The 21,723-nt window shown below is 65.8% G+C and carries 19 protein-coding genes and 1 tRNA gene; 10 read left to right on the forward strand and 10 right to left on the reverse strand.

Annotation, left to right across the window (positions count from 1 at the left end):
- The first annotated feature begins 257 nt into the window (after positions 1-257).
- Both K7W03_RS10650 and K7W03_RS10655 read left to right on the forward strand, forming a co-directional pair.
- Positions 258-716, forward strand: a complete 459-nt coding sequence (locus K7W03_RS10650; RefSeq protein WP_103000153.1) for a response regulator — start codon at positions 258-260, stop codon at positions 714-716.
- 94 nt (positions 717-810) lie between these two features.
- Positions 811-2,127, forward strand: coding sequence for an AmpG family muropeptide MFS transporter (locus tag K7W03_RS10655; protein ID WP_222886292.1), 1,317 nt, complete (start codon positions 811-813; stop codon positions 2,125-2,127).
- Here the strand turns inward: K7W03_RS10655 and K7W03_RS10660 are convergent.
- From K7W03_RS10660 to K7W03_RS10690, 7 genes are all read right to left on the reverse strand, one after another.
- Complete coding sequence (locus tag K7W03_RS10660) at positions 2,112-2,552, reverse strand: DUF6628 family protein (RefSeq protein ID WP_222886293.1); 441 nt, start codon at positions 2,550-2,552, stop codon at positions 2,112-2,114. The two genes, K7W03_RS10655 and K7W03_RS10660, sit on opposite strands and share 16 nt — an antisense overlap.
- Before the next feature lie 68 nt (positions 2,553-2,620).
- On the reverse strand, positions 2,621-3,943 hold the full coding sequence (locus K7W03_RS10665; RefSeq protein ID WP_222886294.1) for a bifunctional folylpolyglutamate synthase/dihydrofolate synthase: 1,323 nt from the start codon (positions 3,941-3,943) through the stop codon (positions 2,621-2,623).
- Between the two features lie 23 nt (positions 3,944-3,966).
- A complete protein-coding gene (gene accD / locus K7W03_RS10670) occupies positions 3,967-4,818 on the reverse strand; it encodes an acetyl-CoA carboxylase, carboxyltransferase subunit beta (protein WP_044662102.1) in 852 nt (283 codons plus the stop codon).
- Positions 4,815-5,645, reverse strand: coding sequence for a tryptophan synthase subunit alpha (gene trpA / locus K7W03_RS10675; RefSeq protein ID WP_222886295.1), 831 nt, complete (start codon positions 5,643-5,645; stop codon positions 4,815-4,817). The genes accD and trpA overlap by 4 nt, the downstream gene beginning before the upstream one ends.
- 129 nt (positions 5,646-5,774) lie before the next feature.
- Complete coding sequence (gene trpB / locus K7W03_RS10680; RefSeq protein ID WP_103000148.1) at positions 5,775-7,016, reverse strand: tryptophan synthase subunit beta; 1,242 nt, start codon at positions 7,014-7,016, stop codon at positions 5,775-5,777.
- Positions 7,017-7,106: 90 nt separating this feature from the next.
- Positions 7,107-7,751, reverse strand: a complete 645-nt coding sequence (locus K7W03_RS10685; RefSeq protein ID WP_222886296.1) for a phosphoribosylanthranilate isomerase — start codon at positions 7,749-7,751, stop codon at positions 7,107-7,109.
- Between the two features lie 41 nt (positions 7,752-7,792).
- Complete coding sequence (locus K7W03_RS10690; protein WP_137709979.1) at positions 7,793-8,686, reverse strand: lysophospholipid acyltransferase family protein; 894 nt, start codon at positions 8,684-8,686, stop codon at positions 7,793-7,795.
- Positions 8,687-8,739: 53 nt separating this feature from the next.
- Between K7W03_RS10690 and K7W03_RS10695 the strand changes: the two genes are divergently transcribed.
- The 3 genes from K7W03_RS10695 (at position 8,740) to K7W03_RS10705 (ending at position 11,829) form a co-directional block, all read left to right on the forward strand.
- Complete coding sequence (locus K7W03_RS10695; RefSeq protein WP_222886297.1) at positions 8,740-9,858, forward strand: glycosyltransferase; 1,119 nt, start codon at positions 8,740-8,742, stop codon at positions 9,856-9,858.
- Between the two features lie 5 nt (positions 9,859-9,863).
- Positions 9,864-10,382, forward strand: coding sequence for a TPM domain-containing protein (locus tag K7W03_RS10700; protein ID WP_222886298.1), 519 nt, complete (start codon positions 9,864-9,866; stop codon positions 10,380-10,382).
- 304 nt (positions 10,383-10,686) lie between these two features.
- A complete protein-coding gene (locus tag K7W03_RS10705) occupies positions 10,687-11,829 on the forward strand; it encodes an acyltransferase family protein (RefSeq protein WP_222886299.1) in 1,143 nt (380 codons plus the stop codon).
- Here K7W03_RS10705 and K7W03_RS10710 read toward each other — a convergent pair whose 3' ends face one another.
- Positions 11,830-12,177: a DUF952 domain-containing protein gene (locus K7W03_RS10710; protein ID WP_222886300.1), complete on the reverse strand. Its 348-nt coding sequence runs from the start codon at positions 12,175-12,177 to the stop codon at positions 11,830-11,832.
- A complete protein-coding gene (gene gyrA, locus K7W03_RS10715; protein WP_222886301.1) occupies positions 12,174-14,909 on the reverse strand; it encodes a DNA gyrase subunit A in 2,736 nt (911 codons plus the stop codon). Before gyrA ends, K7W03_RS10710 begins: the two co-directional genes overlap by 4 nt.
- 274 nt (positions 14,910-15,183) lie before the next feature.
- On the opposite strand from gyrA, the gene K7W03_RS10720 reads away from it, so the two are divergent.
- Both K7W03_RS10720 and K7W03_RS10725 read left to right on the forward strand, forming a co-directional pair.
- Positions 15,184-16,464: a hypothetical protein gene (locus K7W03_RS10720; RefSeq protein ID WP_025552082.1), complete on the forward strand. Its 1,281-nt coding sequence runs from the start codon at positions 15,184-15,186 to the stop codon at positions 16,462-16,464.
- A gap of 106 nt (positions 16,465-16,570) precedes the next feature.
- Positions 16,571-17,839, forward strand: a complete 1,269-nt coding sequence (locus tag K7W03_RS10725; RefSeq protein WP_044663121.1) for a hypothetical protein — start codon at positions 16,571-16,573, stop codon at positions 17,837-17,839.
- A gap of 208 nt (positions 17,840-18,047) precedes the next feature.
- Here the strand turns inward: K7W03_RS10725 and K7W03_RS10730 are convergent, their stop codons facing one another.
- Positions 18,048-18,521, reverse strand: coding sequence for an Lrp/AsnC family transcriptional regulator (locus tag K7W03_RS10730; RefSeq protein ID WP_025551551.1), 474 nt, complete (start codon positions 18,519-18,521; stop codon positions 18,048-18,050).
- 204 nt (positions 18,522-18,725) lie between these two features.
- Between K7W03_RS10730 and K7W03_RS10735 the strand changes: the two genes are divergently transcribed.
- From K7W03_RS10735 to K7W03_RS10745, 3 genes are all read left to right on the forward strand, one after another.
- Positions 18,726-20,435, forward strand: a complete 1,710-nt coding sequence (locus K7W03_RS10735) for a histidine kinase dimerization/phospho-acceptor domain-containing protein (protein WP_222886302.1) — start codon at positions 18,726-18,728, stop codon at positions 20,433-20,435.
- Between the two features lie 51 nt (positions 20,436-20,486).
- Positions 20,487-21,524, forward strand: a complete 1,038-nt coding sequence (locus K7W03_RS10740; RefSeq protein WP_140041806.1) for a polysaccharide deacetylase family protein — start codon at positions 20,487-20,489, stop codon at positions 21,522-21,524.
- A 25-nt stretch (positions 21,525-21,549) separates the two neighbouring features.
- Positions 21,550-21,625, forward strand: a tRNA-Ile gene (locus K7W03_RS10745).
- Positions 21,626-21,723: the final 98 nt, after the last annotated feature.

Genomic DNA, 21,723 nt, shown 5'->3' on the forward strand with positions numbered 1-21,723 from the left:
CGGGCGTGATGCCGGCGCCGGTTTGGCGCCCGTCGGACGCCTGGGACCACCGGAGCCCGGCCGACGGGGCGGCCCAGATTTTTTCGGCGGTTCCACGGAAGAGTTCCTTTTCAAAACAGGGTGGCCTTCCCATATCCGGAAGGCCGGGAAATTGACGAATGGTGCTGTCCTTGCGCCCATGCGCCGGGACGATGGGAAACCCCTTCGGGGCCTTGCACGTTGGTCGGGTGAATGGCGCAAATGGGGCGGATCGGCAAATGTTTTTCGGGCTGGTAAAAGGGGAAGCCGAAGCGCGGGGGCGGCGCAAGGCCATACGCAGCGTGCTGGTGGTCGAGGATGAGCCGCTGGTCGCCTTCGACAATGAGCATGTGCTGGAAATGGCCGGCTATCGCGTGGCCGCGACCGTCGACGAATATGCCCATGCAGTCACCATCATGCAGGAGGAAAGCGTCGATCTGGTGATCGCGGACGTGACCCTGCATGGGGAGAAGACCGGCATCGATCTTGCGCGCTTTGCGGCGGGCAAGGGCGTGGCGGTGTTGTTCGTGACGGGGGCTTGCCCTGTCGACGCGCGGGAAATGGCCCTGGGATGCCTGGCCAAGCCCTATGCGCCGCGCGATCTGCTGGCGGCGGTCGATGTCGTGGATGCCCTGCTTCGGGGAAAGGCATTGCCCCGTTTTCCCGTCGGTCTTCACCTGTTCGAGGATGCCGCCTGATCCGGGCCCGGTTATAAGATTGCCGGACGGCTTGCCTCCACCGCATTTGCCCATATGGTGGCCCGGATAATCATTCCCGGGGGCGCACCAATTTATGACCGACATCGCGAAGGGCTCGGCCAACTGGCTGGATGCGGTGAAGCCCTATGTGCAGAAGGCGCCTTTGGGGGCATTTTTTCTCGGCATATCGTCGGGCTTTCCCTATGCGATGATCGGTGCGACGCTGACCACCAGGCTGGCGCAGGACGGCATCGACAAGAAGGCCGTGACGGCCTTCACCCTTGCCTTCCTGGTCTATAATCTCAAATGGCTGTGGGCCTGGGTCGTCGACGGCGTTCGGTTGCCGGTCATCGGCCGGTTGGGGCAGCGGGTGAGCTGGCTGCTGGTCGCGGGGGTGTTCGTGATGGCGGCGGTCGCCAATCTGGCGCTGGTCGATCCCACCACCGGCCTTTTGCAGACGGCCTATGCGGCGATCCTGGTCGGCATCGCCGGCGCCACTTTCGACATCGTGATCGACGCCTACCGGATCGAGACATTGCGGCCGGAGCAATTGGGCGTCGGGTCGGGCATGTCGCAATATGGCTGGCGCATCGGATCGGTCGCGGCGGGTGCGCTGGCGCTGGTGCTGGCGGCCCGGATCGGCTGGCATGGCGCCTATCTGGCCTGCGCCATATTCGCGCTTCCCGCGATGCTGACCGGGCTGGTGCTGGGCGAGCCGGAGCGGCACCGCGAACCCACGGCGCGGCGGGGTCTGGGCGAAGTCTGGGACTCGATCGCGGGGCCGCTGGTGGAATTCTTCCGCCGGCGCGGCGCCTGGCTGGTGCTGCTGTTCATCCTGCTGCACAAGATCGGGGATACGCTGGCCAACCTCACCTTCCGCCTGCTGTTCGACGACATGGGTTACACCAATGACGAAATCGCCATCTACGACGTCGGGATCGGCTTCTGGGCCTATCTGATCGGAATTTTCGTCGGCGGCGTGCTGTATGCGCGCATGGGAATGAAGCGGTCGGTGCTGGTCAGCCTCTTGCTGATGGGCGTCTCCAACTTCAGCTTCGCGCTGCTGGCGGCGCTGGGCAAGAGCAACTGGGGCATGGCCGGCGCGATCGGCTTCGAAAATTTCGCGAGCGGCATCGGCGGGGTGACGGTGGTCGCCTATTTCTCCGCGCTCTGCGACCTGCGCTTCACCGCCGCGCAATATGCGCTGATTTCGGCGGCGGCGAGCATCGTCGGACGGTTCCTGACGGGGACGACGGCGGGCGCGATGATCGAACGGTTCGGCTATGTCGATTTCTACCTGCTGACCACGGCGCTGGCGGTGCCGGGCATCGTCCTGTTCTGGCTGATGATGCGCGCAGGATTGATCGACGCCAGTGTCGGGAGCGCGGCAGCCCCTCAGCCCGCGGCGTAAAGGTCAAGTGGCCGACCGAGGTCGCGATGCGCCTGGGCGACCGCCTGCAGGCAGGTGAGCGCGCCCAAGGCATGGTCATTGCCCAGTAACGCGGCGACATCGTCATAGGCCGAGCGGGGGCTGCGCAGCGCGCTGCCGATCGCCTGAATCATCAGCGCCTCGTCGCTCGTCATGCGCGAACAACAGCAGGGTGCGATCAATATTCTGCGGCTGGATGTCTGCGCCAGTTCCAGCATCATCGCCCGCATCAGCACGAGCGGGCGGCGATAGCTGCGGCCGAAGGCGCCCAGCATCGCATTGGCGGCATGGGCATCGTTGACCCCCGCCGTCGCCATGCGGCGCATCACATAGAGGAACAGCCGGTTGCCGTAGCCGCCGGGAAGCGGACGGGGCTGATCGAGGGAGGGGGACTCTCCATGGGCCATGCGTTCGTACCTTCTGCCTTGTCGTCGGAAGGCAAGAGTACGCTATTGCGAGTCAATCGCAAGTAAATTCAGTCGGGATATTGACCGTTCAGTCGCAAAATTTCTCCGGCCAAATAGAGCGAGCCGGAAATCAGCAGCTTGGGTTCACGGCCCGGCTGAGCGGCGACGGCGGCAATGGCGTCTTCGGGTCCCGCATGCGCGGTGCAGGCAATGCCCCACCGATCGGCAACGGCGGCGAAGCGTTCCGGCGGATGATGATCGTGACCTGGCACCGGCAGGGCGTGGATATGCGCGATCCGGCCGGCAAAGGGATGGAGATAGGCGTCCAGTTCCTTGTTAGACAGCATGCCGATCATCAGTTCGAGCTTATGCCCCTCAAGCCGCTCGCTGCTGAAAAAGGCGCTGATCGCCTCGCCCGCGCCGGCATTGTGGCCGCCGTCCAGCCAGGCCTCGGTCCCTTCGGGAAGAGGCGCGAGCAAGGGACCATGGTCCAGCCTTTGCAGGCGGGCCGGCCAATGCGCCCAGAGCGGAGCGGCCTTCAACGCGGCTTCGCTGACGGGCACGACATTCTGGTGCCGCAGCATGGCGAAGGCGAGGGCGGCATTATGGATCTGGTGTGCGCCGGGCAGGCGCGGCAAGGGCGTGTCGAGCCGCCCCTGATCGTCGCGATAGTGGAGGCGATCCCGGTAGGCCGCCGCGTCCCAGCTCTCGCCCATGGCGAACCAGTGGGTCCGGTTGCGGGCGGCTGCCTCCAGCATCACGGGGAAAAGCGCGTCGGCATAGCGCTGCGTCACCAGCGGCGCCCCGGGCTTGGCGATGCCGGCCTTTTCAGCGGCGATTTCCCTGATCGTGGTGCCGAGGAAGCTTTGATGGTCGAGACCAAGCTGCGCGATACCGCAGATCACGGGTTTTTCGATGATGTTGGTGGCGTCAAGGCGGCCGCCAAGGCCCACTTCCACGACGCAGGCGTCGGCTGGATGTTCGGAAAAGGCAAGGAAAGCGGCGGCTGTGGTGACTTCGAAGAAGCTGGCGCCGATCCCTTCCGCAACGTCGAGCACGCGCGAGAGGTAATGAGCCAGCGCCTCGTCGGAGATCAGCTTGCCGCTGATGCGGATGCGCTCGTTGAAGCGGACCAGATGGGGAGAGGTGAAGACATGAACCGTCTTCCCGTCCGCCTCCAGCGCGGCGCGCAGGAAGGCGCAGGTCGAGCCCTTGCCATTGGTGCCCGCAACGTGGAAGACGGGCGGCAGGGCGCGATGGGGGTTGCCGATGCGGTCAAGCAGGCGGGCGATGCGGTCCAAACCCAATATGTCTGCGCCCGGCGACAGCGTTGCGAGGCGGTCGAGCTGGGCCTGGACGGCGGGATCGTCGGAGACGGCGTGGTCGGCCATCGGCGCTGGTCTCCCCGATGACCTCAGGCCGCGGCGCGAGGGGCGAGGTAGCCGATCACCCGGGCCAGCGTGTCGCGCAGTTCGCTGCGATGGACGACCATGTCCAGCATGCCGTGCTCCAGCAGATATTCCGCGCGTTGGAAGCCGTCGGGCAGCTTTTCGCGGATCGTGCTTTCGATGACGCGTTGGCCCGCAAATCCGATGAGCGCATTGGGCTCCGCGATCTGGATGTCGCCCAGCATGGCGTAGCTGGCCGTGACGCCGCCGGTCGTCGGATCGGTCAGCACCACGATATAGGGCAGGCCCGCCGCGTGAAGCTTCTGGATGGCCACGGTGGAGCGCGGCATCTGCATGAGGGAAAGTATGCCCTCCTGCATGCGCGCGCCGCCCGCTGCGGTGAAGATCACATAGGGGCATTTATGGGCAATGGCTTCGTTGACGCCCTGGATGAAGGCGGCGCCGACGCCCATGCCCATGGAACCGCCCATATAGGCGAAATTCTGCACGCCCATGACAAGCGGCACGTCATCGATGGCGCCCCGCGCGTTGATCAGCGCGTCCTGGTCGCCCGTCGCGGCGCGTGCGGCCCTGATGCGGTCCGGATAGCGCTTGGAATCACGGAATTTCAGCGGGTCTTCCTGCACCTGCGGGGTCGGCAGCAGGATGAAACCGGCATCGAGTATCTGTTCGAACCGCTCCGCAGGTCCGATACGGCCATGATGGTCGCAGCGCGGGCAGACGGAAAGATTGTCCTCCCACTCCTTGATGAAGATCATCTCGGCGCAGGAGGGGCATTTGTGCCACAGCGTTTCGGCGGTGGTTTCCTTCTTCGCCATGAAGGGCAGGGCGTTGCGGACGCGGTTGATCCAGCTCATGCGGCGGTCTCCCGGAAATGAGGGCTGTTGGCGTTCAGCGCGCCGCGAAGGGCAGCGACGAACTCCTTGACGAAGGGGGCGGCGGCGTCGCCGTGCGAGCCGACGATGTCGACGATGGCGGACCCCACCACCACGCCGTCGGCCACGCGGCCAATGGCGGCAGCCTGTTCGGCGGAACGCACGCCGAAGCCCACCGCGATGGGAAGGTCGGTGGCGGTCTTCAGCCGGGCTACCGCCTGTTCGACGGCAGCCTGGGCGGCCTGCTGCTTGCCGGTGATGCCTGCGACGGCGACATGATAGAGGAAGCCGCTGGCGCCGTTCAGCACGGCCGGCAGGCGGGCCGCGTCGGTCGTCGGCGTGGCGAGGCGGATCAGGTGGATGCCGGCCGCGCGCAGGGCGGGACCGATTTCGGCGTCTTCCTCCGGCGGCACGTCGACGCAGACCACGCCGTCGACGCCTGCGGCGCTGCACTGGTCGGCGAACCATTGGGGGCCGCGCACGAGCATCGGATTGGCATAGCCCATCAGGACCAGCGGGGTTTCAGGGTGCCTGGCGCGGAAGGCGCTGGCGAGGGCGAAAATGTCCTTCGTCTTCGTTCCGGAGCCGAGGCTGCGCAGGTTCGCCAGTTCGATGGCGGGGCCGTCCGCCATCGGATCGGTGAAGGGCATGCCGAGTTCGATGATGTCGGCGCCGCCCTCGACCAGTGCATCGAGGATCGCGGGGGTATCGGCCACGCTGGGGTCGCCCGCCGTCACGAAGGTGACGAGCGCGGCGCGGCCCTGCGATTTGCAGGCGGCAAAGCGGGCGGAGAGGCGGTCAACGTTCATATCGAATTCCCAAACCCGACACGCAACGCGCTCCCGCGAAGGCGGCAGCCCGGTCCACGGGTCGCGTGAACAGGTGACGGTTGAACGGGGTTGCTGCCTTCGCAGGAGCAAGACATATGGCGGGCGAGGTCATATCTCCACCCCCAGGGCGCTCGCCACGGTGAAGATGTCCTTGTCGCCGCGGCCGGATAGGTTGACGACGATGATCCGGTCGGCGTCGAGCGTAGGCGCGACCTTTTCCGCGCTGGCGATCGCATGGGCGGATTCGAGCGCGGGGATGATGCCTTCCAGCGCGGAGAGCTTCTGGAAGCTGGCGAGCGCTTCGTCGTCTGTGATGGGCATATATTCGACACGGCCGATTTCATGCAGCCAGCTATGTTCAGGCCCGATGCCGGGATAGTCGAGACCGGCGGAGATGCTGTGCGCTTCGGTGATCTGCCCGTCTTCGTCCTGGAGCAGATAGGTGCGGTTGCCGTGCAATATGCCCGACTTGCCGCCGGCCAGGCTCGCCGCATGCTTGCCGGCCAGGCCTTCGCCCGCCGCTTCGACGCCGATCATCCTGACCTCCGCATCGTCGAGGAAGGGATGGAACAGGCCGATGGCGTTGGAACCGCCGCCGACCGGCGCGATCAGCATGTCGGGCAGGCGGCCTTCCAGTTCCAGTATCTGCTCGCGCGCTTCCCGGCCGATGACGGACTGGAAGTCGCGCACCAGCTCCGGATAGGGGTGCGGCCCGGCCGCCGTGCCGATGATGTAGAAAGTGTCGTGCACGTTCGACACCCAATGGCGCAGCGCATCGTTCATCGCGTCCTTCAGCGTCTGCGATCCCGAAACCACGGGGATAACCTCCGCGCCCAGCAGCTTCATGCGGAAGACGTTGGGCTTCTGCCGCTCCACATCCTTCGCGCCCATGAAGATCTTGCATTCCATGCCGAACAGGGCGGCGACGGTCGCCGTGGCGACACCGTGCTGGCCCGCGCCGGTTTCGGCAATGACCTTCTTCTTGCCCATGCGCCGGGCGAGCAGCGCCTGGCCGATGCAATTGTTGATCTTGTGCGCGCCGGTGTGGTTCAGTTCCTCGCGCTTCAGATAGATTTTCGCGCCCTTGCCGGGTGCGGCTTCGGCGCGCAGCGCTTCGGTCAGGCGCCCGGCATAGTAAAGCGGGTTCGGGCGGCCGACATAGCTGCGCAGCAATTCGGTGAATTCGGCGTCGAACGCCGGGTCCTGCCTGGCGTCCCTGTAGACCTTCTCCAGCTCCAGAATGAGCGGCATGAGGGTTTCGGCCACATAACGGCCGCCAAAGGAACCGAAATGGCCGGAGGCGTCGGGTTGTGAACGCAGGCTGTTGGGCAGGGTAATGCTGTCGGTCATCGCTTCTATCTCTTCAGTCATGGGGTTGGATCACCTGGGCAAGTGATCAACGCCATCGAAGGCCGATGCGTTCTAAAAGGATGCTCTGCGTCAACATGCCGACGCCGCATTGCAGAAGGCCATGATCTTGTCCACACTCTTGATGCCGGGCGCGCTTTCGACGCCGGACGAAACATCGACCAGCGGCGCGCCTGTGATGCGGACGGCTTCGGCCACATTGTCGATGCCAAGGCCTCCGGAAAGACCCCAGGGCAACGACAGGGAAGCGCCGCGCAGCAGCGTCCAGTCGAAGCGCAGGCCCATGCCGCCGGGGAGAGCCGCGCCCTCGGGCGTCTTGGCGTCGAACAGGATGAAATCGGCAGCGCCCGCATAGGCGCCCGCGGCGTCGATGTCGGCGCGGGTCTTCACCGGAATGGCTTTCCAGACGGGAATGCCGAAGCGCTGACGAATGGCCGCCACGCGTTCGGGATTTTCCTTCCCATGTAGCTGAAGGGCGGTGAGGGCGCCCGTGGCGCTGAGATCGGCCAGTGTCTCGTCGGTTGGATCGACCAGCACGGCGACGCGCCCGACATGGGATGGGACGGGCGCTGCCAGGGCGCGCAACCGGTCCGCTTCTACATGACGGGGGCTTTTGGGGAAATGGACGAATCCCAGATGCGTGGCGCCCGCGCGCATGGCGGCGCCGACCGTGTCAGGCGTCGAAAGGCCGCAGATCTTGATGGCGAGTCGGGACATGGGGGCGCTTTAGCGGGTGCGGCAGGGCGTGAGAACCGCTTTCATCCCGCCACCTGTTCGCTCCGGGAAGCCACAAGGGCGGGGGAAGCAGCCGCCAGGTCCATATCGTGCAACGCCAGCCATTGGTCCGCATGGTCGATGCATGCCTTGCCCAGATAGGCGTCGATGGCGTCGAGCAGTTCCGCTTCCTCCATGGCCTTGGGGTCGAGCGGCGGGTGCCAGTCGAGATGGAAGTGCGCGCCCTTCGTCCGGGCGAGGGTGAAGGGCAGGAAGCGGGCATTGCTGCGCCGGGCGAGGCGCAGGGCGATGGAAAGATTGCCCGACGGTTCGAGGTCGCGGCCGAAACGGGGAAACCAGACCTGCCGGTCGCGTCTTTCATCCACGAGGATATAGAGCATCGGGCGCTCCTTTTCCGAAAGGTGCCGCAGGATGGCGCGGGCCGCGCCGCTGCTGCCCGTAATCGCTTCCCCCATATAGCTTTCCCGCGCCCGCTTCAGCATCGCGGCCTGCGCCGCATTGTCCGGCGGATCGTAGACGCCCAGGCCGGGGCGGTCGGTCGACGCCTTCAGATGAGCGGCGAGCAGGTCCCAATTGCCGATATGGGTCGTCAGGAAAATCATCGGCCGTGGCGAAGCCAGCGCTTCCCGATAGGCTGCCTCGTCCGCAATGGTCACGTGCCGGTCGTTCACCAGCCGGTCGACATTGGCGAGTTCGGCCATGGTGCGGCCCAGATTGAACCAGCGGCGGGTGAGCATCCTCTCCCGGGTTGCCTGGTCCAGTTCGGGGCGCAGGACGGCAAGGTTCCTGCGGGCTCGTTCATCCCGCAATTTCATGGACCTGCGCGCGACATTGGCCGACAGCCAGCCTCCCAGCCAGGAGGCGAGGGATGCCGGAAGGATACGGAGGAGGGTGAAGAGAAAGGGGTTGGAGAGCATCGCGCCTGCCGTCATACAGCAGCGGTCGGGGCGGTAAAGGGCTTGGATTTGCGATGAGTTGGGCCTTGGGGCTTTGGGTGATCCTGCAGGGGCTGAGCGTGATCGGCGTGCTCAACTATTGGCGGCATCTGCCGACGGACCGGCAGGAGGAGGCGCCGGAGGGCGTCGTCATGCTGCTGTCGGTGCGGGACGATTGGGATGGGAGCCCCGGTCTCATCGCGCGGCTGAAGGCGCAGACGGCCCGGTTCCGGCTGGTGGTCGCCACCTCCGGCGCATGCGCGGCGGCGGAGGCGATGGCTGCGCGCGAGGGGGATTGGGTGCAGCTCGTTCGTGCCGGCATCGCCGGGGACGAGGGGCAGAAGGTTCACAAGCTGCGCGCGGCCCTGCGCTCCCTGCGGGAGGCCGATCGCTATCTGGTTTTCGTGGATGCGGACATCATGCCGCCGCCGCGGCTGGTGGGCCGGCTGCTCTTTCCCCTGGTGCGGGGAAAGGCCGACATCGTGACGGGATACCGGCTGTTGTTGCCGGAAGCGGGCGTGGCGGCTGCGCTGGTGGGCGCGGTTGAAATGCAACTGGCGACTCTGCCCAGAGCCGCGAGCGCGACCATGCCCTGGGGCGGGGCCATGGCGCTGACGCGGGAGACGGCCGAGCGGCTGGAACTGGATGCCGCGCTGGCGGGGCGGCTGTCCGACGACATGGCGATCGGGCTGGCCGGATGGCGGGCGAAGCTGCGGTTGCGGCCGGTGCGCGATCTGCTGATCGCCAGTCCGCTGGCGCGGCAAGGGGCGCTGGCTTTCGCCGTGCGGCAGTATCGCCATGTCCTGACCAACAGTCCGGGCATGTGGCGGATCGCCTGCGCCGTGGCGGGCGTGCAGGCGCTGGGCTGGGTCTGGGTGGTGGGATGGGGCGGCTGGAGCGCCGTGGCGGTGGGCTATGCAGCGGCTCTCGGCCGGGCGCTGGCGCGGCGGCGGATCGTCGCGGGCGTGCTGGAACCCGGCCAGGCGCGGACGGCGCGGCGGTCGCTCCGGTGGGACGTGCTGGCGCCATTTGCCGTGTGCTGGGCGCATTGGGGAATTCAGTTGGCGGCCGCCTGCTCCAGCCGGATAAGATGGGGCGGCTATGATTATTGGATGAGGAATGGAAAGGTCGCGCGGATGGAGAAGGTGGGATGAGGGCCATGCCGGTCCGCCTTCTGCTGCTCTGCGCCGCTGCGCTGGCGATCCCCGGCCTGAAAGCGCAAACGGCGCCTCAGGAAACGGCGTCTCAGGAAACAGCCGGGCGGGCCGAACCGGCCGTGGCGCTGGCCGGGCGGGTGACCGATGCAGCCGGTATTTTCAGTGTGGGGCAGGAGGAAGCGCTGTCCCGGAAGCTGGAAAAGCTGGAGCGATCGACCAGGCACCAGATGGTTGTCGCCACCGTGGCGTCCCTTGACGGGACGGAGATCGGATCGTTCACCACCGATCTGGCGAACCAGTGGGGCATCGGGCGCAAGGGCCATGACGATGGCGTGGTCCTGCTGGTCGCCCCGAACGAGCAACTGGTCCGCATAGCCGTGGGCTTCGGGCTGGAAAGCGTGCTGACGGACGCCTATTGCCAGGGCGTCATCGACAAAAAGATGATCCCCCATTTCCGGAAGGGCGATCTTTACGGCGGCGTGAACGCCGGTGTCGACGCGTTGATCGAGCGGCTGGATTGAGCGCCCTCCATTCAGCCAGGGACAGCCGCTCTGTTCCCGTATTTCTCCGCTCTTTCCGGGCCAGCGGCTATTCCATCGCTTGCGAATTGTCTTAGGCTGTGTGGGGATTCAGCTCATGGCGGGCTGCAAATGGCAGCTTTCTGCGCTTCCAGTGCTCACGTACCTTGAGTACGCTCCACGCCGGTTCTCGAAATCCACCATTTTCGCTCCACCCTGAACTGAATCCCCACATACCCTAGGCGATCGCCCTTAATGGCTTTCGACGCCGGAAACGCCTATCCAACAAAGAAAAATCGGGCGCACGATGAGCGAGCGAAAGGCGTCATCGATGCAATGCGCGACACAACGTTGGGAGTGGCTGGACTGTGCCAAGGGAATTGGCATCGTCACTGTCGTGGTGGGCCATGCGGTCACGGGGCGGCTGCATGACTGGATCTACCTGTTCCACATGCCGCTGTTCTTCATCCTGTCGGGCATAGCCTATCATTCCGAACCATCCGCGCAGTTGATCTACAAGCGCGTCTTTTCCCTGCTGCTGCCTTATGGCTGCTTCCTCACATTGCTGACGGGCATGCAGGACGCCGGCATGATGCTGGATGGGAAAAGCTGGTCCGCGATCTTCCATTCCGACCTGCTGCTGGCCCGGCGCATGCTGTTCGGCGGGCGGCAGCTTACCGGCTGGTTCGGAACGGCCTGGTTCATCACCGTCCTTTTCGGGGCGCAGGTCGCCTTCAACGCCATGGCCCGGCGCATGGGGGAGGGGTGCGGGGTGCGGTTGATCCCGCTGCTCCTGCTGATGCTGGTCATCGCCTATCCGCTGGGCGGCTATTCGCTGGCGTGGAATATGGCGGTGCTGCCCATGGCGATATTCTTCCTCGGCGTCGGCAGCCTTTGGGCATCGACCTTCCTGCTGGGAGGCGAGCCGGTGTTCGAGGGCCCGGTGCACCTGCTGATCGCCATCGTGACGCTGTTGCTGACGCCCTTCATCCTGCCGATGGACATGAAGTTCGGCCATTATGGCTCGGCCCTGACCAGCGTCGCAGGGGCGATCGGATGGTCGCACATGATCGTGTGGCTGAGCCGGTGGCTGGCATCGGGGCCGCTGACGCCGCTTGGCATCGGCCGCAAATTCGCCCTGCTGGGACGGGCGTCCCTCGTGATCCTCTTCATGCACAGGATGGTGCTGATCGAGACGCAGCCATGGTGGCCCGCCTCCGTGCGCATCGTGGCGGCGCTGGCGGTCCCGGTCCTGTTCTATCTGCTGCTCGAAAGAAGCTCGCCAATCATTCGGCTGGGCCTGCTGGGACTGCGCCGGCCGGTCCCGCCACCGGCATGGGTGCGCAGGATCGACGGACTATTGCATCATCCCGCCATGGCTGTCAGGGCGCTGGGGGTCATGACGGCGCCGCGGCCTGCCGCGCGGGCGCGCCGCGCCAGAGGCCGGTGATCAGAAACCCGCCGGAAAGAGATGCCTGCCCTGCTCGTCCAGGCGCAGGACCACCTTGCCTGCAACGGCGCTGAGCGGCAGGTCGCCATAGAGGTGCGGGAAGAGGGCGCCGCCGCGCGACTCTTCCCATTTCAGCGCGTCCCCGAAAGGCGCCAGGTCGACCATCAGCATCACCAGATGGTCCTGCCCCGCAAAATGCCTGGCGGCGGTTTCGGCGGCCTGTTCGCGGGTCGACATGTGGATATAGCCATCCGCAACATCGACCGGCGCGCCCTTGAACACGCCGTCCGCCTTCAACTGGTCATACTGATCCCCGGTCAGGATCTTGTAGGCGAAGAGGTCTGTCACTCTTCGGCCAGGTCCGGATCGGCTTCGGGGCTGACGTCCGGGCTGACTTCCAGGCCGGCGGGGGTGCTCACCTCCGTCTCCTCGTCGCTTTCCTCGATCTTCGCCGCGCTGACGACATGCTCGTCGTCGGACACGTTGAAGAGGCGGACGCCCGCCGAGCTGCGGCCGATGACGCGGAGGGATTCAAGGCCCATGCGGATCAGCTTGGCCTGGTCGGTGACGAGCATCAGATGGTCGCCGTGCCGCGCCGGGAAGCTGGCGACGACAGGGCCGTTGCGGCCGATATTGTCGATATTGGTGATGCCCTGCCCACCGCGTCCAGTGCGGCGATAGTCATAGGCCGAGGACAGCTTGCCATAGCCGTTCGCACAGACGGTGAGGATGAACTGTTCCTTGGCCGCCAGTTCGGCAAAGCGTTCCGCGCTCATCTGCGGCGAGCCTTCCTTCTCCGCCTTCCAGGGGGCGAAGCGGAGATAGTCGTCGCGTTCTTCCTGATCCTTGATGCCGGCGCGATGAAGGATGGAGAGCGAGATGACCTCATCGTCCTTCTTCAGCGTCATGCCGCGCACGCCGGTGGAGGTGCGGCTCTGGAATTCGCGCACGTCCGTCGCCTGGAAACGGATCGCCTTGCCCTGGCGGGTGGCGAGCAGCACGTCATCCTCTTCGGTGAGCAGCGCCACGCCGATCAGGCGGTCGCTGCTTTCATCGTCGAAGCGCATCGCGATCTTGCCATTCGACGGGATGTTGGCGAAGGCGTCCATGCTGTTGCGGCGCACCGTGCCGTTCGCGGTGGCGAACATGACGTGCAGATCCTTCCAGCTCTCCTCATCCTCGGGCAGCGGCAGCACGGTCTGGATCGTCTCGCCGGGGCCGAGCGGCAGCAGGTTCACCATCGGCCGCCCGCGCGTCGCCGGGCCGCCTTCGGGCAGGCGCCAGACCTTGAGGCGATAGACCTTGCCCGCCGTCGAGAAGAAAAGGACCGGCGTATGGGTGGAGGTCACGAACAATTCGGTGATCGCGTCCTCATCCTTCGTCGCCATGCCGGAGCGGCCCTTGCCGCCGCGCGCCTGGGCGCGGAAGCTCTCCAGCGGGGTGCGCTTGATATAGCCCTGCACGGTGACGGTGACGACCATCTCCTCCCGCTCGATCAGGTCTTCGTCGTCTATGCCGTCGGCGGCGGCGGTGATCTCCGACAGGCGCGGGGTGGCGAAGTCGCGCTCGATCGCCTCGAACTCCTCACGCATCACGGCGTAGAGCTTCACGCGGTCGCCGAGGATGGCGAGATATTCGGCAATGGCGGTGGCGAGTTCCGCCAGTTCATTGCCGATCTCATCCCGGCCGAGCGCGGTCAGGCGATGCAGGCGCAGGTCGAGGATCGCGCGGACCTGCGTGTCCGACAGGCGGTAGCTGTCGCCGCTGACTTCCGTTTCGATCGCTTCCACCAGCCGCAGATAGGGCGCGATCTCCGCCACCGGCCAGTCGCGGGCGAGCAGAGTTTCGCGCGCTTCGGCAGGGCTGGCCGAGCCCCGGATGATGCGGACGACTTCGTCGAGGTTCGTGACCGCGATGACGAGGCCCAGCAAGATATGCGCGCGGTCGCGGGCCTTGTTGAGCTCGTACTTTGTACGGCGGGTGATGACCTCTTCGCGGAAGCGGACGAACGCCTCTATGATGTCGCGGATGTTGAGCAGTTCCGGGCGGCCGCCGCGAATGGCGAGCATGTTGGCCGGGAAGCTCGACTGGGCGGGGGTGTTGCGCCAGAGCTGGTTCAGCACGACTTCGGGCGTGGCGTCGCGCTTCAGGTCCATGACGATCCGCACGCCTTCGCGGCTCGATTCGTCGCGAATGTCGCTGATCCCCTCGATCCGCTTGTCCTTGGCGGCTTCGGCGATCTTTTCGACCAGGCCGTTCTTGCCGACCTGATAGGGAATGGCGGTGAGGACGATGGAACGGCGGTCGCCGCGCCCTTCCTCGATTTCGTGCCGGGCGCGCATCATGATTGAGCCGCGGCCGGTATGATAGGCGCTGCGGGCGCCGGACTGGCCGAGGATGAGCGGCGCGGTCGGGAAGTCGGGGCCGGGGACGATCTGGATCAGTTCGTCCACGGTGATGCCGGTGTTGTCGATATAGGCCAGGCAGGCGCGGATTACTTCGCCAAGGTTATGCGGCGGGATGTTGGTCGCCATGCCGACCGCGATGCCGCCCGCGCCGTTGACCAGCAGGTTGGGGAACCGCGCGGGCAGGACCTGCGGCTCACTTTCCGAAGCGTCGTAGTTCGGCTGGAAATCCACGGTGTCCTTGTCGAGATCGTCCAGCAGGGCGTTCGTCACCTTGGCGAGCCGCGCTTCGGTATAGCGCATGGCCGCCGGCGGGTCGGGGTCCATGGAACCGAAATTCCCCTGCCCGTCGATCAGCGGCACGCGCATCGACCAGTCCTGGGTCATGCGCGCCAATGCGTCGTAGATCGCCGTGTCGCCATGGGGGTGATATTTACCGATCACGTCGCCCACGATGCGGGCCGACTTGCGATAGGGCTTGTTGTAGGTGAAGCCCGATTCATGGGCGGAAAAGAGAATGCGGCGATGCACCGGCTTCAGGCCGTCGCGCACGTCCGGCAGGGCGCGGGCGACGATCACCGACATGGCATAGTCGAGATAGCTCGCCTTCATCTCCTCCACGATGGAGATGGGGCTGATGTCCGAAGGGTCGGCGAGGGCAGTCTCGTCGGTCAATGCGATTCTCTTTTTGGATGGATATGGTTCGTTGCTGCTGCACTAGCGGAGCGAAACAATATTGTCACCCCTCGCGCGCACGCGCGCACGCGACGGGAATGAGCGGTATGGACCATGAGCCGCGCGATCGGCGCGCCAGATTGTTTCGCGCGATCCGTTCCTTGGGGCTGACAGGCGGTTAACTGGTGCATATAGGTCGTTCAAACGTTATTCACGCGCCGACCCCTAATCGGCGTAAACAAAGGCCGCCTGTCCCCCGGGCGCAGAGGAGAAGATGAACATGCGTTTTGTTACCCCCGTGGCGCTCGCGCTGACTCTCGCGCTGGCTGGCGGCGCCGTTTCGGTTCCGGCATTCGCGGCCAAGAAGGAAGAGAAGAAGGGCGGCGCGCCCAAGCTGAACGTCTCGCCCGACGTGGTCAAGGCGCTGCAGACCGCGCAGCAAGCCGCCGAGAAGCAGGATTTCGCAGCGGCAAAGGCCGCGCTGGCCGACGCCGACAGCAAGGCCAAGTCGAACGACGACAAATATCAGATCGGCGCCATCAAGCTGAACACCTCCATCGCCGGCAAGGATGCGGCGATGCAGAGCGAGGCGCTGACCCAGATGCTGGACAGCGGCCTCACCCCGCCGGAACAGGCCGGCCAGTTCAACGCCGTCGCCGCCGACCAGGCGCTGCAGGCGAAGAATTACGATCTTGCCATCACCCGCGCCCAGGCCGCGGCGCAGGCCGGTTACAAGCCCGAAGCGGTGAACGTGACGCTGGCGCAGGCCTATTTCGGCAAGGCCGGCACCGCCAACGCTTCGGTCGAGCCGCAGCGTGGCCTGAACCAGCAGGGTCTGGCCGCGCTCAAGGCCGCGGCGGACGCGACCAGGGCCTCGGGCGGCCAGGTGCCGGCGCAATGGTACCAGATCGGCGTCAGCCGCGCCGCGACGGCGAAGCTGCCTGAAGTCACCGAATGGGCCAAGATGGCCTATCAGGCAGCGCCCAGCGGCGAAAATCTGCGCACGCTGATCCGTCTGTTCCAGCAGGCCAATCCCAATATCTCAAACCGCGAGAATCTGGACGTGCTGCGCCTGATGGCGACCTCCGGCGGCCTGGTCGTGGCGCAGGATTATCTGGAATATGCCGAAATGGCGTCGAAGACCGGCATCTATGGCGAAGTGAAGTCCGCGATCGACGCGGGCCGCGGCAAGGGCGTGCTGAACGCCAGCCAGGGCGGTGACCTGTACCAGCCTGCCGTGTCGAAGATCGCGGGCGACAAGGGCTCGCTGGGCACGGCCGAGGCCGATGCGCGCAAGGCGGCCAATGGCAAGATCGCGGCGGCCACGGCCGACGCCTATCTGGGCTATGGCGACTATGCCAAGGCGGCGGCGATGTTCGAACTCGCCAAGCAGAAGGGCGGCGTCGACGCGGACGAGATCAACACCCGCATGGGCATCGCCAAGGCTCTGGGTGGCGACAATGCTTCGGCCAAGGCGGCTTTCCAGTCGGTGCAGGCCGGTTCGCGCAAGCAGATCGCCGATCTGTGGCTGGCCTATCTGGCCACCAAGGCCTGATCTTTGCCTGATGGAGGCGCGCTGCCCGGTCCGGGCGGTGCGCCTTTTCCATCTTCGAACATGATGACGGTCTGGCCGGAGCCAGGCGACAAGGGGGATGGCTGACATGGCCATGATGAGACATTCGAATCTGACCTGCGGGCTGCTGGCCGGCGCCGCCCTGATGGCGGCCGCGCCCGCCGTTGCGAAGAAGCCGGCCGTCGGCCCCGCGATCCAGATGTCGGACAGTTTCCGCGCCGCGACGCAGGCGGCGGACAGCGCGATCAAGGCCGGGGATGTCTCGACCGCGCAGGCCCAGATTTCGGGCCTGATGCCGGTCAGCGATTTCGAGGCCTATGTGGCGGCGGGCCTGCGGTTCCAGCTGGCGGTGCTGAAGGTCGACCGGCAGGCGCAGCGGGTGGCATTGAACGACATGTTCAAGACCTCCTCGGTGCCCAAGGGCGATATGCCGCGCCTGCGCTATATCGCGGGCTATCTGTCCTACATCGTCGGCAATTACGACGATGCGACGGCGCAGCTCGATTACGCCCGGACGCTCGGTTACGATCCGATCGACGCCACCATGCTGCGCGCGGACATCGCCATCCGGCGCAACAAGCCCAAGGATGCGCGAGGCTTCGTGCAGGAGGCGCTGGCGCGGCAGCGGACGGCCGGGCAGCCGATACCGGCCGCCTGGTACGACCGGGCGATCTCCATGGCCTATCAGGCAGGGGACTGGACGGAGTTGGGCGCGCTGTATCGGGAGCGCCTTGCCCATTATGATTCGGCAGGGGAATGGCGGTCCGCTCTCGCCAATTACCTGACGGCGCCCGGCATGGATGCGCAGGTGCAGCTCGACCTCTATCGCCTGCAGGCGGCCAATGGCGCCATGGCGAGCGAGCGCGACTACCAGGCCTATGCGCAACTGGCCGACAAGACGGGCTATAGCGCGGAGACCAAGGCGATCATCGAGGCCGGTCGCTCGGCCGGCAAGCTGACGCCGACACAGGCGGCGACGGCGCAATTGCTGAAGAGCGCCACACCCAAGGCTGCGAAGGAAATCGCGGGCCTGCCCGCTGCGGCGAAGAAGGCGTCGGCGGCAAAGGACGGGTCGGCAGCCATGGCCGTGGGCGACACCTATTTCTCGCTCGGCCAGTTCCCGCAGGCGGTCGAGCAATATCGCCTTGCCCTGAGCAAGGGAGGCGTCGATGCCGGCAGGGCCAATGCACGGCTTGGCGTGGCACTGGCGCGGTCGGGCGATCTGGCCGGGGCGAAGGCCGCACTGGGACAGGTGACGACGGGCAACTGGGCGAATGTCGCTGGCTTCTGGTCCGTCTGGGTGGATCAGCAGAGCAGGAAGACGGCCTCCATGCCGACGGTGGCGCCTGCGAGCTGAGGGAGAAGCCGGGCTGCTTGTTGGCCGGAATTGGCCAATTCAGGACCTTCCCCTCCCGTAAACGGGAGGGGTTAGGGGTGGGCGCGAGCGTAGCGAGCTTCTGACTTAGCCGTTGCAAATTCCCGCTGATGTCGCGCTAGCCCACCGCCTAGCCCCTTCCCGCCTGCGGGAGGGGGAATGGCAGGAAACCAACCCTGACCGTCACCCTTCAAACGGGAAGCGGCACGCCCGGCAGGTTCTTGGATGTCCTTATGGTGAGCGAGGTCTTCACGCTGACCACATTGGGGGCGGGCGTCAGTTTCGACGTCAGGAATTGCTGGAAGCTTTGCAGGTCCTTCGCCACCACCTTCAGGATGAAGTCGATTTCGCCGTTCAGCATATAGCATTCGCGCACCTCAGGCAGGGTGGCGATGTGGTCCTCAAATGCCTTCAGGTCGGCTTCGGCCTGACTCTTCAGGCTGACCATCGCGAAGACCGTGATGGTGTAGCCCAGCATCGATGGGTTGACCACGGCATGGTAGGAACTGATGGCCCCGCTTTCCTCCAGCGCGCGGACGCGGCGCAGGCACGGGGGAGCCGTCAGGCCCACCTTGCGGGCCAGCTCCACATTGGTCATCCTGCCGTCGCCCTGCAATTCGCCAAGGATCTGGAGGTCGATGTCGTCAATATTGGGGCCGGCCATTATTCCGCTTATTTCCTTGCCAGTTAATAAGGCGTTACCATAATAATATTTCAGGACAATGCAATTGTCCCACTATGCGACGTTCGCATAAGAACCCGTCCGCGGCCCTTCCCCTTTGCGGCGCGAAGCATTATTCCTGTGTAACGATCTCTCCGGCGGAAGGTTTTTCAGCGCTGCGCCGGGGCTGGAATTTGGGGAATTCGGGTGCGCTTCAACGATCTCATGCAGACGGTTCTCGCCGCGGAAGGACGCAGCGGCATCGGGGCCGTCACGCTTTGGCGGCAATGCGTGGATCTGCTGGCGCAAAACGACCGGCACGACCGATCGATCATGTCCGATGCGGAGCGGGCGGCGCTGCTGGAACGGTTGACCGGACTGCTGCCGAAACTGTCGGAAACGCAGCGGATCGCGACGGTCGTGGAATTGGGCGGTCGGTTGCGGTCGCCCACGCTGGTCGAATTCTTCGCCAATGACCGCCCGGCGATTGTCGCCGCCGCCATGTCCCGTGCGCGCCTTTCCGACGCGGCCTGGGTCGAGATGTTGCCGCGCCTGACGCCGACGGCGCGTGGCGTGCTGCGGTCGCGGCGCGACCTTGGCCCGGCGACGCTGCAGGGGCTGGAGGCGTTCGGTGCGACCGACCTGGTGCTGACCAGCGATGTCGCGGTCGAGCAGGAAGACATGCTGCTGACCGAGGCGATGATCGTTCCTGCCGATCCGAAAATCGACCGGCCGCAGGCCGAGCCGGTCGAGGAGGCGGAGGAGGATCGCAGCCAGATCCGCAATCTGGTTGACCGGATCGCACGCTTCACCAGCGCCCGGCGCGCAGGCGACGCGGACGAAGCGCCGCAGCGCCCCGCCATCACCGGACCCCGCGCCTTCGCCTTCGAAACGGATGCGTCCGGAACGATCGTCTGGATCGACCAGGGACCGCGGGCGGCGCTGATCGGCCTTGCGCTCAACGAGACGGCGCTGGAAGGCGGCAGCGGCCCGGATGGCCATGTCGCGGGCGCCTTCATGCGGCGCAGCGGTTTTCAGAACGGCCGCTATACGATCGTCGGCGGCACGATGGCGGGCGAGTGGCGGCTGTCGGCCACACCCTTTTTCGATCCGCGCTCCGGCCGTTTCCAGGGCTATCGCGGGCAGGCCCGGCGACCCTATCTCCACGAAGTCGCCGTCGAACCCCGCGCCGAGCCTGTGTCCATCGCCGGTCTGTCCGCCGATTCGATCCGGCAACTGGTGCATGAACTCCGCACGCCGCTGAATGCGATATTGGGCTTTGCCGAGATCATCGAACAGGAACTGTTCGGTCCGGCAGGTCCCGAATATCGCGACATGGCGGGCAAGATCGCCGTGGATGCGCGGCATCTGCTGACGGCCTTCGACGATCTGGACCTTGCGGCGCGCGTGTCGCGGGGCGAGGGCGGGAACGAGGCGCCGCGCGCCGTCGACCCCGCGTTGCTGGTGACGCAGGTTTCGGCGCGCTTCCGCGAGCAGGGGGACAGCGCGCAGATCGACATCGCCATGGCGCGGGGCCTGCCGATGGTGCGGATCGATCCGGTGCAGGGCGAGCGCATGATCCAGCATCTGCTGCGTACGCTCATATCCGTTGCACCGGCCGGGGAAGCGCTGACCGGCGCCTGCTGGTATCAGCCGGACGGGGCGGAAGGCCGCGTGGTGCTGGCCATCGATCGGCCGTCGACGTTGGCGGGGATGGAAGAGGACCGGCTGCTCGATCCAGGCTATATGCCGGACGGCAATTGGGCGGACGGCCCGCTGCTGGGCCTTGGCTTTTCTCTCCGCCTGATCCGCAGCCTGGCGACGGGGTGCGGCGGGGCGCTGGACGTCGAACCCGGCCGTTTCCTGCTCGCCGTGCCGGCCATGGCGGAGACGGAGGATGCCGTCGGCAGCGCCTGACCTGCGCCGAGCGAAACCCTATCGCAACCAAATCCGGGTAGCGGTGGGCGGATGACGACGCTTTTCCATGACGGCAACCTGCTCCGCGCACCAGCGGCGGAGGACAGGGTCACGCTCGATCCGGACTTCGGCACGCGCTTCATGCTGTTCGTGGATACGGAGGAGGAGTTCGACTGGAACGCCCCCTTCCGCCGGACGGGGCATGGCGTGACGGCGCTCGACGGAATGGCGCGCGGCCAGGCCTATTTCTCGGCCGCCGGGGTGAAACCCGTCTATGTGACCGACTATCCCGTGGTCGACAGCGACGCAGCGGCGGAGCTGATGGGACGCTGGCTGGCCGATGGCGCGGCCGACATCGGCGCGCATCTGCATCCCTGGGTCAACCCGCCGCATGTCGAGGAGGTGACGGCCGCCAACAGCTATGTCGGCTTTCTGCCGGAGGCGGTGGAGCGGGCGAAGCTGGAAGCGCTATGCCAGCGGATTGCGGAACGTTTCGGCGCTCGCCCCATCGCTTACCGGGCCGGCCGCTACGGTGTCGGGCCCAATAGCGCCCGCCTGCTGGAGGAGGCGGGCTTCCGGCTGGACAGTTCGGTCCGCAGCCGCTTCGATTATGGCGGGCAACATGGTCCGGACTTCCGGGGCTTGCCGCAATATCCCTATTGGGCCGGACCCGGGCGGCGCCTGGTGGAGCTGCCGCTGTCCACGGCCTTTGCCGGTCTGCTGCGCGGCGGTGGCGAGCGTCTGTACCGCGCGGCGCAACTCATGGGACCGATGGCTGGCGCATTGGCGCATACCGGGATGTTGAGCCGCATACCGTTGACGCCCGAAGGGATCGACGCGCGGGAGGCGATCGCCGCAATCGACGCCTTGTTGGGGGAAGGCGTGCCGGTGCTGAATTTCAGCTTCCACTCCCCGACGCTGGAGCCGGGGCATACGCCCTATGTTCGCGACGAGGCGGACAGGACCGCCTTCTATGGCTGGTGGGACGCAGTGCTTGATCATCTGGACAGGCGAAATGTTCGCCCCGCGACGCTGGATGCGTTCCTTAACGCAGTCCAGCCGCGAGGACAGGCTTGCCAAGCGGCCTGATGCTGCCTATCCGGGCAACAAGGTGGGGCCTGTAGCTCAATGGTTAGAGCTGGCCGCTCATAACGGCTAGGTTGCGGGTTCGAGTCCTGCCGGGCCCACCAATTTCATCACCCGTCGATCTGCTTGGCCGAACATATCTTGCGCAAACGTGCAGGGTTCATGACGCCTGCCGCCCGATCCGGCAAAGCGCTTGGCGGTT

Origin of the sequence: Sphingobium sp. PNB, from assembly GCF_019873065.1 — a bacterium.
Classification (GTDB): Bacteria; Pseudomonadota; Alphaproteobacteria; order Sphingomonadales; family Sphingomonadaceae; genus Sphingobium; species Sphingobium fuliginis.